Source organism: Plantactinospora mayteni, assembly GCF_016862935.1.
GTDB lineage: Bacteria > Actinomycetota > Actinomycetes > Mycobacteriales > Micromonosporaceae > Plantactinospora > Plantactinospora mayteni.
The window spans coordinates 16,584-30,306 of the sequence record NZ_BONX01000040.1; the positions used below are offsets into that span (position 1 = coordinate 16,584).

The 13,723-nt window shown below is 73.0% G+C and carries 12 protein-coding genes; 9 read left to right on the forward strand and 3 right to left on the reverse strand.

The genetic code is table 11. From position 1 onward, the window contains the following. Positions 1–100 precede the first annotated feature (100 nt). The 3 genes from Pma05_RS28170 (at position 101) to Pma05_RS28180 (ending at position 2,513) form a co-directional block, all read left to right on the forward strand. Positions 101–955 carry a helix-turn-helix transcriptional regulator gene (locus Pma05_RS28170; protein WP_203860517.1) on the forward strand — a complete coding sequence of 285 codons (855 nt, stop codon included), beginning with the start codon at positions 101–103 and terminating at the stop codon, positions 953–955. Positions 956–1,066: 111 nt separating this feature from the next. Next, positions 1,067–1,888, forward strand: a complete 822-nt coding sequence (locus tag Pma05_RS28175) for a MerR family transcriptional regulator (protein WP_203860518.1) — start codon at positions 1,067–1,069, stop codon at positions 1,886–1,888. Position 1,889: 1 nt separating this feature from the next. Next, the gene (locus tag Pma05_RS28180; RefSeq protein ID WP_203860519.1) at positions 1,890–2,513 is read left to right on the forward strand and encodes a GyrI-like domain-containing protein; all 624 of its coding nucleotides are present in this window, start codon (positions 1,890–1,892) and stop codon (positions 2,511–2,513) included. A gap of 58 nt (positions 2,514–2,571) precedes the next feature. Here Pma05_RS28180 and Pma05_RS28185 read toward each other — a convergent pair whose 3' ends face one another. Further along, positions 2,572–3,102, reverse strand: a complete 531-nt coding sequence (locus Pma05_RS28185) for a DinB family protein (protein WP_203860520.1) — start codon at positions 3,100–3,102, stop codon at positions 2,572–2,574. A gap of 160 nt (positions 3,103–3,262) precedes the next feature. Beyond that, entirely contained in the window at positions 3,263–3,835 is a 573-nt protein-coding gene (locus tag Pma05_RS43585) for a Clp protease N-terminal domain-containing protein (RefSeq protein WP_275414763.1), read from the reverse strand. A gap of 336 nt (positions 3,836–4,171) precedes the next feature. Here Pma05_RS43585 and Pma05_RS28195 point away from each other — a divergent pair, with 336 nt between their 5' ends. Together Pma05_RS28195 and Pma05_RS28200 are read left to right on the forward strand one after the other, a co-directional pair. Next, entirely contained in the window at positions 4,172–5,761 is a 1,590-nt protein-coding gene (locus Pma05_RS28195) for an amidohydrolase family protein (RefSeq protein ID WP_203860521.1), read from the forward strand. Positions 5,762–5,945: 184 nt separating this feature from the next. Continuing rightward, positions 5,946–7,298 (forward strand): glycoside hydrolase family 43 protein, encoded by a 1,353-nt coding sequence (locus Pma05_RS28200; protein ID WP_203860522.1) that lies wholly within the window; start codon positions 5,946–5,948, stop codon positions 7,296–7,298. Between the two features lie 57 nt (positions 7,299–7,355). On the opposite strand, the gene Pma05_RS28205 is transcribed toward Pma05_RS28200, so the two are convergent. Continuing rightward, entirely contained in the window at positions 7,356–8,372 is a 1,017-nt protein-coding gene (locus Pma05_RS28205; protein ID WP_203860529.1) for a LacI family DNA-binding transcriptional regulator, read from the reverse strand. A gap of 337 nt (positions 8,373–8,709) precedes the next feature. Here Pma05_RS28205 and Pma05_RS28210 point away from each other — a divergent pair, with 337 nt between their 5' ends. The 4 genes from Pma05_RS28210 to Pma05_RS28225 all read left to right on the forward strand — a co-directional run bounded on the left by Pma05_RS28210 (position 8,710) and on the right by Pma05_RS28225 (position 13,575). Further along, positions 8,710–9,276 (forward strand): snapalysin family zinc-dependent metalloprotease, encoded by a 567-nt coding sequence (locus tag Pma05_RS28210; protein ID WP_203860523.1) that lies wholly within the window; start codon positions 8,710–8,712, stop codon positions 9,274–9,276. A 456-nt stretch (positions 9,277–9,732) separates the two neighbouring features. Then, positions 9,733–11,007, forward strand: a complete 1,275-nt coding sequence (locus Pma05_RS28215) for a GlnX family signal transduction membrane protein (RefSeq protein WP_203860524.1) — start codon at positions 9,733–9,735, stop codon at positions 11,005–11,007. After that, a complete protein-coding gene (locus Pma05_RS28220; RefSeq protein ID WP_239313273.1) occupies positions 11,004–11,996 on the forward strand; it encodes a glutamate ABC transporter substrate-binding protein in 993 nt (330 codons plus the stop codon). Before Pma05_RS28215 ends, Pma05_RS28220 begins: the two co-directional genes overlap by 4 nt. A 91-nt stretch (positions 11,997–12,087) precedes the next feature. Beyond that, positions 12,088–13,575 (forward strand): hypothetical protein, encoded by a 1,488-nt coding sequence (locus Pma05_RS28225; RefSeq protein ID WP_203860525.1) that lies wholly within the window; start codon positions 12,088–12,090, stop codon positions 13,573–13,575. The last annotated feature ends 148 nt before the right edge of the window (positions 13,576–13,723 follow it).

Sequence of the window (13,723 nt, forward strand, 5' to 3'; positions counted from 1 at the left end):
CGCCGACTCTGCGGGCCGGAACGAGGGGCAGGAAGGCCGGAGCGATGGTGGTAGGGACAGGGCTACCGTCCGGGCGCCGTACGGCTGTTAGGTTCGGGAGGTGAGCGACAACGAGCTGGGGTTGTTCCTCCGGTCCCGCCGTACGGCGATCACTCCCGCCGAGGTGGGGTTACCGACCGGTCCCCGGCGGCGCACCTCGGGGCTGCGCCGGGCCGAGGTCGCGATGCTCGCCGGAGTCAGCGTGGAATACCTCACCCGGCTCGAACAGGGCCGGGACCGGCACCCGTCGACGCAGGTGCTCTCCGCCCTCGGCGAGGCGCTGCGGCTGACCCCGAGCCAGCGGGTCCACCTCTACCGGCTGACCAAGGCGTCCGGCGGCGGCTTCAGCTGCATGGGCGACGCGGTTCCCGGCCGTGACGTCCGGCCCACCGTGCGGGCGCTGGTCGACCGCCTGGAGCCGACCCCGGCCATGCTGCTCAACCGGCTGAACGAGATCGTCGGCCGGACGGCAGGTTTCGAGCGGCTGGCGGGCCCGATCGGCCTGCTGGACGGGGTGATGCCGAACTTCGCCCGGTACGTCTTCGCCGACGAGCGGGCCCGCATCGCGTACCCGGACTGGGAGCACGTCGCCGACGAGCAGGTGGCGATGCTCAAGCAGGGCCCGTTCCGGGCGGACCGGCACGTGGCGGGCCTCGCCGACGAGCTGACGATGCTCGCCGGGGAGGCGTTCACGGGCCGGACCGGGACGGTGCCGGGGCTGCCGAGGTCGAACGGCATCGTCCGGTGGGTGCATCCGGAGGTGGGTGAGCTGCGCCTGGCGTACGAGATGCTCGACCTCGCCGCCGAGGACGACCAGCGGCTGGTCGTCTACCTGCCCGCCGACGCGGCGACCGGCGGCGCCCTCGACCGGCTGCACCGTCGCCGGCCGCACGGCCTGCGGGTGGTGTCCGGCTGATCCCCGAGGGCGGATCGACGACGCGGTTGCGCTGACCGAGGCGTAGGTGGCCAACCGGAGCTTGGGCCGGCGGCTGGACCCTCCCACCGGGGGAGGGTCCAGGATGAGGCGGTGACCAGGGAACTCCTGCCGATCGGCGCGTTCGCCCGGCTGTGCCGACTCAGCGTCAAACAGTTGCGCCACTACGACGAACTGGGCCTGCTGCGGCCGGCGAGCGTCGATCCGGCCACCGGCTACCGCTACTACCGGCGCGACCAGGTGCGCGACGCGATGGTGATCGCCCTGCTCCGGGGCCTCGACGTCCCGCTCGCGGCGATCACCCGGGTGCTCGGCGGCGACGACGAGGCACGGGCGGCGGTGCTGCGGACCGAGCAGACCCGGATGGCCGAGCGGATCGCCGCGCAGCAACGCAGTTGGCAACTCCTGGACCGGCTGCTCACCGGCGGCCTGCTCACCGACGGGCTGCTCCGGCACGAGGTCACCCTGGTGCACGAGCCCGCCCGCCGGCTGCTGGTCCGCCGCGCGGTCTGCGCGCCGGAGGAGATCGGCGCGACGGTCGGGAGTGAGATCGGACCGCTGATGGCCGGGGTGTCGGGCCTCGACTGGACGCCGCCGGTCTGGGGACTGTTCCCGGTCGACCTGAGCAGCCAGCTCCGGGTCGCGGTCGGCGTACAGAGCGACGCACCCGCCGACGCCGTACCGGGGACGCGCGTCGAACACCTTCCGCCGGGTCGGGTCGGGTCGGCGGTGCACGTCGGCCCGTACGAGCACCTGACGTTGACGTACCAGGCGGTCTTCGCCTGGATCCACGAACGCGGGCTGCGCCCGTGCGGCCAGGTACGGGAGGCGTACCTGGCCGACCCGGGTACGACCGATCCGGCCCAACTGGTGACCCGGGTGGTCGTACCGATCGAGGACGAGGAGCCGAGCTGAGATGACGACCATGTCGAGGACCGACCTCAAGAAGGTCCATTCCCACCTGTACGCGGCCGGCACCGCCCCGGCGCTGGTGGACGTACCGGAGCTGCCGTTCCTGACGATCGACGGCACCGGAGATCCCGACGGGCCCGGGTGGCAGGCGGCGGTGGGAGCGCTGTACGCGGTCGCGTACGGGCTGCGGTTCCGGCTGAACCGGGCCGGCGTGCTGGACTACTCCGTCGCGCCGCTGGAGGGGCTGTGGTGGGGGTCGGTGGAGTGGGAACGGGCCCGCCACGACCGGTCGACCTGGAACTGGACGATGATGATCGTGCAGCCGGCACAGGTGGATGCGGAACTGGTCGCCGAGGTCGTCGCGGCGACGGCCCGGAAGAAGCCCGGCATACCGGTGGACCGGGTCGAACCGCGCCGGATGGCCGAGGGCCCGAGCGCACAGGTGCTGCACCTCGGGCCGTACAGCGAGGAGCCGGCGACGCTCGACCGGCTGATGGCCTTTGTCGAGGAGTCCGGATACCGCATGTCGGGGCGGCACCACGAGATCTACCTGTCGAGCCCGGCGCGAACGGCCGCGCCGAAGCTGAAGACGATCCTCCGCTACCCGGTGACCCCTGCCACGCCGTGACCCGGTCCCGCCCCATGAACCACCGCCGTCCGGGGCGGACCGCTCTCCGTGGATATGGTCAGGCCGCCGCCCGCGCGTCGTGCAGCAGCCGCAGTTGGCCGAGTTCGGCCACGTTCTTCATCAACTCCGCGTTGACCCAGGCGACCGTGTGCGCGACGGTGTGCGCCGGATCGCTCTGCCACGGCAACGGCGCGGTCTCGTCCAGGTCTGCCTCGGTGAGTCCGTCGAGCACCGACAGCCACTCGGTACGGAGGGCACGCAACCAGGCGATCGTCGCCGCCGCGTCGCCGGGCCAGACGACCTCGGTACGGTCCTGCGGGGTTCGCCCCCGCGCGTGGTCGACGGTCACGCTCCACCACCAGCCGATGTGCCAACTGAGCCAGCCGACGGTGGGTACCGGGACGGGGTCCGGCTCGGTGTCCGACCAGTCCGGCAGCCATCGGCCGGCGCCGTCGGGGCGTACCGTCCAGGAGAGTGCGGCCGGCTCCCACAGCAGGTGGACGGGCTCCAGGCGTTCCAGGTGGTATTCGAACAGCGACCAGGTCAGGTCGAACTGCCAGCGCAGCAGCTCGGAACGGGATGTCGACACCGCGCGATCCTCGCATCGCAGCCGCGACACGGGCGAGCGGTTATCCGCCGGTAGGTCGGCTTGGCACGGCGGACGGGTGCCGGCGACGTCCCGCCGGTCTGTGGCGTCCCGTTCCGGGCGAGCTTTCCGGTTCCGGGGCGGGTCCTCCGACGCCGGGTGCTCACCTCGGCTGGCGCAGGGCGTGGACGACACGTCGCCGGGCGTCCCCGTACGTGACGCCGGCTCGGCGCACGGCCGTCGACACGGGCCCGGGCAGGTCGTGGCGGAGCAGCGCCAGCAGGAGGTGCCCGGTGCTGATCTCCCGGTGCCGCAGGGCGATCGCCTCGCGCAGGCACAGTTCGAGGACCTTCCTGGCTCCCGCGTCGAGCGGCCCGGCGAGCCAGTCGCGCGGGCGGGATCGCACCGGCGGCTCCGGCTGGTCGAACAGCGCGGCGGAGCCGAACTCCTGCTCGATGCGCCGGAACACCTCGTCGGCGTCGGCACCGACGCCGCGCAGAGCCGAGGTTTCCTCGTCCGTGAGGCACCGCCGACCGCCGGGCCGGGGCGTCGCCGCCCGCAGCGCGGACGCGGTGAGGCCGTATCCGGCCAGCACCGAGGCTGCGGTGCCCCGCTCGTCGGCGGCGAGACCGAGCAGCAGGTGTTCCGGCCCGGCTCTGGTCGCCCCGGTCTCGGCCGCGATCTCGACGGCGGCGGAGATGGTACGGCGCGCGTTCTCGGTGAACCGCTCGAACATGTTTCCGCTCCCAGGGCTTGCCGGTCTGGGTCTCTCCGGGCATCTCGGGTGGACGCCCGACCGGTGGTGCCGACCGCGTCGTGACGGCAGTCGGGCGGGGTCCGGCCCGGGCGTCACCGGGGTCGGCGGCGTTCGGGCGACGCTGTCAACCTAGATTGACAGCGTCATCTCTGTCAACCTGAGTTGACGCACGGCGGTCGTCGGGATCGCTGTGCCGGCCCCCGGCGTCGCTCGCGTCATCACGGGTCCTCGGCGGGCCGAGGTAGACCTATCTCCACCCCGCTCCGGGTGGCAGGACGTGTGCCCGGCCGGCCCGTCGTTGTCACGATTCCAGGTATGACAACGAAGCTCTCCCGCCGCAGCATGCTCGTCGCCGGTCTCGCCGTCGGTGCCACCGCCGCCACCTCGCCGGCCGCCACCTCGGCGATCGCGAGCCCGGGCGGCGGGTCCACCGAACCCGGCTCCGCCGTGCCGGAGGCGGGGACCGCGTTCACCGCCGCCACCGTGATCGACCCGGCGTCCGGGCGGGTCCGGCCCGACACGACCGTGCTTGTGCGCGGCGACAGCATCACCGAGGTCGGCCGGACCGGCCAGGTCCGGGTGCCGGCCGGCGCCGCCGTGGTCGACCTGCGCGGCAAGTTCCTGATCCCGGGCCTGGCCGACATGCACACCCACGGGTACGCCGAGCAGATCGATCCGGCGCTCTGCGTGGCCAACGGGGTGACCACGGTACGGGAGATGTCGGGTACGGCGCCCGTGCACGACTGGCGGCGCAGGATCGAGGCGGGCACCCTGCTCGGCCCGCGCTACGCGATCGGCAGCCGGATCGTCGACGGCGCACCGACGGTCTGGGACCCGATGCTGCTCAGCGTGCTCTCGGTGGCCGACGCCGAGCAGGCGCGGCAGGCGGTCCGCCAGGTGGTGGCGGAGGGGGCCGACTTCGTGAAGGTCTACTCCCGGCTGTCGCCGCCGGCGTACCGGGCGATCGCCGCCGAGTGCCACCGGCTCGGGGTCGGGTTCGCCGGGCACTGCCCGGACGAGGTGCCGATCACCGAGGCCGCCGAGCTGGGGCAGGCGAGCGTCGAGCACCTGTTCTGGACCGCCATCGACACGTCGTGGGAGGAGGACCGGCTGCGGGCCCGGATCGCCCGGATCCGGCTGGAGACCGGCGACTACAGCGGCTGGTTCGCCGCGATCCACCCGGTGGAGTGGACCGCCGTGCACACGTACAGCCCGGCCAAGGCCCGTCGGGTGTTCGAGCGGCTGGCCGGACGTCGTACCCGTCAGGTGCCGACCCTCGGCATGCACCACGGCCTGGACAACGCGCGCACCCTCGACCTGTACGCCGACCCGCGCGCCCGCTACCTGCCGGCACCGATCCTCGGCGGCCTCCAGTACGCCCTGGACGAGCTGTATCTCAAGGACCGCGCCCCGGCCGATGACGCGCGGTGGGCGGCGTTGTTCGCCCACCGGCTGCGGATGGTCGGCGAGCTGCACCGGGCGGGGGTGCCGCTGATGGTCGGTACCGACGTCGGCACCTGCGGGCTGTTCCCGGGCTTCTCGGTCCACGACGAGCTGGGGCTCCTGGTCGAGGCCGGGCTGACCCCGATGGCCGCGCTGCACGCCGCGACCGCCGAACCGGCGAGCTTCCTCGGCGCCCGTACCGGCCGGATCGCCCGGCACTGCGCCGCCGACCTGGTGATGCTGGACGCGAACCCGCTCACCGAGATCGGCAACACCCGGCGGATCGACGGGGTGGTGGTGCGGGGCCGCCACCTTGACCGGGCGGCGCTGGACGGACTGCTGCGCGGGGTCGAGGAGGCAGCCGCCGCGATGTCCGAGGAGGCCCCGGCCGGCGCGGTCGCGGCGGTCGGCTGCCCGTGCCACGGCGCCGCCCCGGCCGGGTCACGGATGCGGGCGGCGTAGGCCGGTGAGCTGTCCGCAAGCGGGCGCGCCGGGTCGGGCCGGCGACGACGCATGGAGTACCCGGCGGTAGAGCCGGATCGAGGCATCGTTCGACTTCTATTGAGAGTGCTGTGGTCGGCGTGTATGTTAGCGCTCACGCGACTGCCGGAGACGGCAGGCTCGCACCCCGCCGGAGGTGGCGACGATGACCCGAGCACGGAACCGTTCCCGATGGCTGTCGGCGGGCTCCGCCGGGCTGCTGCTGGTGGCCGGGGCGGTGGTACCGGCGGCTCCGGTCGGGGCCGCCGCGCCGCCACCCGGCCAGGCCACCCGCTACACCATGACCGCGTTCACCAACAGCAGCGAATCCAACATGTACGTCTACGAGTCGCCGGACGCCACCGGCTTCCGACTGCTGCGCGGCCCGGCCTACACCCCGCCGTCCGGACTGATCCGGGACCCGAGCATCATCCGGCACACCGACGGGCGCTACTACATCGTCTACACCACCAACTGGACCGGGAACACCATCGGCTTCGCCACCAGTACCGACCGGGTCAACTGGACGTTCCTGCGCAACCACACCATCCCGTTGACGGTGCAGAACACCTGGGCGCCGGAGTGGTTCGTCGACACCGACGGCAGCGTCAACGTCATCGTCTCGCTCTCCACCAACGGCGCGGACTTCAAGCCGTACCGGCTGCGGGCGACGAACGCTTCGCTCACCGCGTTCAGCGCGCCGACCGTACTGAGCGGGATCGGGCCGAACTACATCGACACGTTCGTGGTGAAGATCGGCGGGACGTACCACGCGTTCACCAAGCAGGAGACCACCAAGTTCGTCGAGTACGCCACGGCGACCAGCCTGACCGGGCCGTACACGATGCGGCGTACCGGCAACTGGGCCGGCTGGGGCGGCCCGCGCGAGGGCCAGGCGCTGGTGCAGTTGGACAACGGCGGCTGGCGGATCTTCTTCGACGGCTACACCGTCGGGCAGTACCTCTTCAGCGACAGCTACGACGGCTTCAACACCTGGACCGCCCCGACCCAGCTACCCGGGCTCTCCGGCTTCGCCCGGCACTTCACCGTGCTGAAGGAGACGGTGTCCGGCGGGGTCACCCTCCCGGTCAACACGGCCCGGTCGTTCCAGTCGGTGAACTTCCCGGACCGGTACGTCCGGCACCGCGACTACCTCGGCTACGTCGAACCGGTCTCCGGATCGAGCCCGCTACAGACCCGGCAGGACGCCACCTTCACGGTGGTCGCCGGACTCGCCGACCCGAACTGCTACTCCTTCACCGGGGCAGGTGGCCGCTATCTGCGGCACTACGACTACCGGCTGCGCCTGGACCCGAGCGACGGCACGGCGATCTTCCGCGGCGACGCCACGTTCTGTGCCCGACCCGGTTCGGTGGCCGGCTCGGTCGCCCTGGAGTCCTACAACCACCCGGGCCGGTACCTGCGGCACTACAACTACGAACTCCGGGTCGACTGGTACGCCGACAACGCCACCTTCCGGGCGGACAGTTCGTTCCGGCTGACCACCCCGTGGGCCTGACCGCCCCGGACGAGGCGGCGGACCGACATCCCGTCGGGCGCCGCTGACCGGGCCCGGTCAGCGGCGGTCGGCCGGCGGCGCGGCGCTGCTCTGTCGGATCACCAGGGTCGGCTCGATCGGCGTGGCGCTGGGCAGCACGGGAATTGGCCCGCCCGCCCGGCCGGTGGCGTCGAGGAGCCGCAGCAGGGTCGCCATGCCGCGCCGGCCCACCTCGTCGAAGTCCTGCCGGATGGTGGTCAGCGGCGGAAGCATGAACTCCGCCTCCGGGATGTCGTCGAAGGCCACCACGCTGATGTCGGCCGGTACCCGGACACCCCGCTCGTGCAGGGCGCGGAGCAGGCCGAGCGCCATCTGGTCGTTGGCGACGAAGACCGCGGTGACGTCCGGGTTGCCGGCCAGCGCGGTACCGGCCGCGTAGCCGGACCGGGCGCTCCAGTCCCCGGAGATGATCGGCGGAATGGCCGCACCGGCCTCCTCCAGGGTCTGCCGCCAGCCGATGATCCGGTCACCCGCCTCCAGCCAGTCGCTCGGCCCGGAGACGTGCCACACCGTTCGGTGCCCGAGTTCGAGCAGGTGCCGGACGGCGAGCCGGGCCCCGGCGACCTGGTCCACCGAGACGGACGGCAGTCCGCTGTCCTGGCCGGCCTCGACGGCCACCGCCGCCATTCCCCGGGGCAGGCTGTGCAGCGCGGCGGCGGCGGCCATCTGCGGTGCGATGATGATGACCCCGTCCACGCCCTGCCCGTCCAGCGCCTCGACGGCGCTGAGTACGCCCCGGCGGTCGACCTTCTCCAGCGTGACGATGCTGACCCCGTAACCGGCGGCCCGGGCGGCGCGCTCGATGCCGAGCAGCGTCGAGGCCGGGCCGAACAGGATGGTGTCGAAGCTCACCACCCCGAGTACCCGGGAGCGGCGGCTGGCCAGGGCCCGGGCCATCGCGTTCGGCCGGTAGCTCAGCTCGGCCATCGCCCGGACCACCCGGTCCCGGGTCTCCGGCCGGACCCGCGGATGACCGTTGATCACCCGGGAGACCGTCTGGTGCGACACCCCGGCGAGCCGGGCCACGTCGGTCATCACCGCCGGACGCCCGGTCCGCGACGGCGTGGTCACGTGGTTTTCCTCCGCCAGCACAATCCCACTACCGCCTTCCACCCCCGCCGGCCACGCCGGCCGTTCGATGCCAGGTTAGCCCTATCACCCTGGTCGACGGTCACGACGGCGCGTCTTCGGCCAGGTTACGTTTCTGCTCCACATGGCGGTGGCGGGAAGCGGGTGGATCTCCGGCATCGGTGTTCGGCCGCCCGGTATGAGGCAACTGCTATGCGCCGGCCGGCGGTCCGGACACCTAGATTAATGAGCGTCGATCGAGGGCGTCCTGTCCTCGCCCTCCCCGCCGCCATAAGGAGTCGCCATGCTCAGACGCCACCTCCTCCGGGCCACGCTCGGCCTGCTGACCCTGGCCACCTCGCTGGTCGGGGTCCAGGTCGCCGCCGCGCCGGCCACCGCCGCGCCCGCGGTGCGTACGGTCTACTACGACGCGAGCCGGGCCGGGGAGTTCACCACCAACTTCACCCAGGCCGCACAGATCTGGAACAGCAGCGTCGGCAACGTGCGGCTGGTGGCCGGTACCCCGGCGACGGTGACGATCTACGTCGACAGCGGCTGGCCGCGGGCGTACGTGACCGGGCTCGGGTCCGGCCGGGTCTACATGGGCTGGCAGGCTGTGGACCAGGGGTACGACCGGACCCGGATCGCGACCCACGAACTCGGGCACATCCTCGGGCTGCCCGACCGGCGTACCGGACTCTGTTCGGATCTGATGTCCGGCAGCAGCGCCCCGGTCTCCTGCCGGAACGCGTACCCGAGTGCGGCCGAGGCGGCCCGGGTCGACGCGCTGTTCGCCGGCGGCCTCGCCCCCGCGTACGCCGGCTCCGTCGCGGCGACCGTGGCCGGCACGTACGTCTGGACCACCGGCTGACCACCGCGCGGGCCGCGCCGCAGCACCCGGCGTGGCCCGCCCGCGTCGACTCCCGGTCCGGGCGGCCCGCCGCGCCGCCCGGACCGTGTCACACCGCCGACAGTGGACCTTTGTCAACCTGAACCGCGCGGTGCGTCCGCCCCGACTTCCACCTCCGGCCACGACGGACCGCAAGGGGAGGTGGAAAAAGGTTCAGTGGACGGGGGTCCGGGGCCGGCTGTCGGTGGCTGGACGTAGGCTCCCCGACACCGGCGGGCCGCCCCCCACCGGTTGAGCCGATTGGTTACCTTGAAGCCGGTCGTCCAAGATCTGACCGCCTGGGCCACGTCCGGTCGGCGGGTTCCCGGTGCTGTGTTGGGGAGGTTTCGGGTGGGTTCGCACGGGTCGGCGGTGGCTGTCCCGCCAGGCCGGTTGGCCGTTCCGTCGCCACCCCGCCCGCCGGACCTGCTGCGCCGGATGACCACACCGTTGCGCCGCACACCCGGCCGGTTCACCGCGATCCTGGCCGGGGTGGTGGTGCTGGGCCTGCTCACCGGGGTGGTCGCGTTCGTCGGCGTACGGCAGCGCGCGGATCTGGTCCGCGGGGTCACCGCCCGCAGCGGCGAGCTGGCGGTGGCGGCGCAGAGCCTCTACCGCGCGCTCTCCGACGCCGACGCCACCGCCGCGAGCGCCTTCCTCTCCAACGGTCTCGAACCGCCCGCGCTGCGCGACCGCTACCAGCGCGACCTGGCCGACGCGGCCTCGGCGCTGACCGTCGTCTCGGCCGCGATCTCGGACGACAGCCGAGGTGCCGCGGCGGTCGCCCGGATCACGGCACGGCTTCCGGTCTACAGCGGCCTGGTGGAGACCGCCCGGACCTACAACCGGCAGGGCCTGCCGCTGGGCGTCGCCTACCTACAGGAAGCCTCCGGACTGATGCGCGACGAGCTGCTGCCCGCCGCCCAGGAGCTCTACGGGACGGCCTCGACCGAACTGGACGAGGCACGGGACCGGGCGGCCGGCTTTCCCTGGGTCGCGGTGCTGCTCGCCGTGCTCACCCTGGCGGCCCTGGTGCTGACGCAGGTCCACCTGACCCGGCGCACCAACCGGCTGCTCAACGTGGGGCTGCTGGTCGGCACCGGTGCGACGATACTGCTGGTGGCCTGGCTGACCGGTTCGGCGCTGGTCGCGGCCGGAAACCTGCGGGACAGTCGGGACGAGGGCTCCGCCCAGGTCAACCTGCTCGCCGAAGCGCGGATCGCCGGGTTGCAGGCTCGCGCCGACGAGGCGCTCACCCTGGTGGCCCGGGGCAACGGCACCGCCTTCGAGGAGAACTACGGCGTCGTGATGGAGCAACTCGCCGGCGCCGACGGCTCGGGCGGACTGCTGGCGCGGGCCCGGGAGGCCGCTCCGGACGACACCACCAGGCAGGCGGTCGAGGCCGCCATCGCCCGGAGCAAGGAGTGGTCGGCGGCGCACCGCAACGTGCGGACTCTCGACGACAGCGGCGAGTACGCCAAGGCGGTTGCCGCCACGGTAGGCACCGGCGAGCAGACCACTGCCGCCATCTTCAACCAGTTCGACGAGGCGCTCGCCCTGGCCATCACGCACAACGGAGACCGGTTCGAGCGGGAGGCGGTCAGCGCCGGCCGGGCCCTGACCGGGGTCGACATCGGTATCGTCGGACTGAGCCTCGTCCTGCTGGTCGGGGCGGCGGTGGGCATGCAGCGGCGGATTGTGGAGTATCGATGAGGCACCAGCATCTCGCCGGCCGGCTCCTTGCCGGCGTCCTCGTGGTGGTGGCCACGGTGGGTCTCGCCGGCTGCGGCACGGACGATCAGGCGCTCCCCGACAACCAGATCGGGGCCGACCCGCCCCGGCCGGTCGGCATGCAGGATCCGGCGGTCATCCCGACCGGCCCGGCGGCCTCGTCCGGCTCGTGCAACCCCCGGGCCAGCCTGCGGCCGTCCGGCGCGTTGCCCCGTCCCCGGCAGATGCCGTCCGGCACCGCGATGGCCAAGATCGTCCAGCGTGGACGGTTGATCGTCGGGGTCGACCAGAACAACTACCAGTTCGGGTTCCGCGATCCGCTGACCGGCCAACTCACCGGCTTCGACGTCGACATCGCCCGGGAGATCGCCCGGGGGCTCTTCGGCGACCCGGGCCGGATCCAGTTCCGGGCGATCAGCTCGGCCGACCGGATCACGGTGGTCAAGGACGGCACCGTCGACATGGTGGTCCGGACCATGACGATGAACTGCGAACGCTGGCAGGAGGTCAACTTCTCCACCGAATACTTCACCGCCGGCCAGCGCGTCCTGGTCACCCGTGGCTCCGGGGTGCAGGCCATCGACGACCTGCGTGGCAAGAAGGTCTGCGCGGCGGCCGGCAGCACCTCGATCCGCAACATCGCGGAGAAGGGCACGGTGCCGGTCTCGGTGGTCAACTGGACCGACTGTCTCGTACTGCTTCAGCAGAACCAGGTCGTCGCGGTCTCGACCGACGACAGCATCCTGGTCGGGCTCGCCGCGCAGGACCCGAACACCGAGGTCGTCGGCCCGCGGTTCAGCGACGAGCCGTACGGGGTGGCGATCTCCCGCGAGTCACCGGAGCTGGTCCAGTTCGTCAACGGCGTACTGGCCAAGATCCGTTCGGACGGGACCTGGACCCGGCTCTACACCCGATGGTTGACGTCGCTGGGCCCGGCGCCGGCGCCACCGGTCGCGCGTTACCGGGACTAGCGTGTCTCGTGGACCTTCCCGCGCAGTGCCGGGGCACCGGCGGTCACCCGTCGGCACCGGCCGGCACCCCGAGTTCCGGTTAGTCGGGCCGATGACCGTGCCGCCGCCGTCGCCGATGGGTCGTGCCGAGGTCGACCGGATACTCGGCGCGCTCGGCGCCGCGCACGACCGGGCCTCGGCCGCGATGTACGCCCTGGACAGCCGGCCCGAGCTGGCCCTGCTGCGGGACACCCGGCCCACCGGCGAGACCGCGCGGGTCGCCGCCGACGTGCTCGCCCGGACCGGCGCGCTCTGGTCCCAGTTCGCCGCCTTCGGAGCACTGCTCGGCCAGGCCCGCGAGGTACGCGCCCGGCGGTCCCGGCCCGGCGACACCGAGCTGCGGGAACTCGGCGACCTGCTCGGCGCCCCGGTGGTCGCGCTCGACGCCGACGGGACGGTGCTGGACGACCCGGCCGCCGCACCGGCCCACCGGATCGGGGTGACCGAACTGGCCCGGCGGATCGAGGCCGAGGCGACCGCGCTGGCCGGCACACTCGCCGGGCTGGAAGCCGCGCGGTCCCGGCTCGCCGGATGGTTCGGGCAGCTCACGGACGCGCTGCGGTGGTTGCGGGCGGACGCCGTCGAGTTGAGCGGGCCGGGGCGACCCGACGAGCTGGCGGGCGCCGGCGGTCCGGCCGTGCCCGGTGCCGCTCCGCCCGCCGGCTCGCAGACCGCTCCGGCTGCCGATCTCCGTGCCGTCCCGGCGGCGGAACGTCGTGCCGTCCCGGCCGCCGAACATCGGGCCGGTGCCGAACGTCGTGCTGTCCCGGCTGCCGAACGTCGTGCCGGTCCGGCGGACGGGGCCGGTGCCGCGCCGCCACTGGCTGGCGAACTCGACCGGCTCGACCGGCTCGACCGGGCGGTCGAGGAGGCATACCGGGACGCGGTTGCCGACCCGCTCGGCGCGGCCGGGACCGGATCGGCGGCGACCGCCCTGCGGGACCGGCTGCGGCGGTTCGAGGCCGAGGTCGCCGCCCTGACCGGTCGGCTCGCCGAGTTGACCGAGGTACGCGACGGCTACCCCGGCCGGACCGCGCGGTTGGCGGCCGAACTGGACGACCTCGTCACGGCCGCCGGCGAGACCGCTCGCACGCACGCGCTGGCCCGGGACAAGATCGCCAATTCGGCGCTACCGGAGCTGTCGCCGGATCCGACTCCGGCGCTGCGCGCCCAGTTCGCCCAGCTCGACCAGGTGCACCGGGAACACCGGTGGAGCCAGGTCGGCAGGGAACTGGCCGCGCTCGAACGCGGCGTGGTGGACGCCCGGCGCCGGATGGCCGAGTCACACGAGGCGGCGGACGGGCTGCTGCGGCGGCGTGCCGAACTGCGGGGGCGGCTCGACGCGTACCGGGCCAAGGCGGGTCGACTCGGCCTGATCGAGCACCCCGAGCTGTCCGCCCGGTACCGGCAGGCGCGCGACCTGCTCTACACCAGCCCGTGTGACCTGTCGGCGGCGACCCGGGCCGTGGTCGCGTACCAGCGTCATCTCAACGATCTCGCCGAGCGCCCGGCGCCCGGTGCGAAGGGAGCCCTACCTTAACGTTTCCCCGCAGCTGGAAGCCGGGGGATTTCTGGCTCGGACCGCACCCGACCGACCTCCCGAAAGGAGGTGATCGCATGTCTCACGTCGTCGGCACCAGCACGGTCGCGTTCTGCCGTGGCGAGGATCGTCCTCGCGGCGTTCCGGT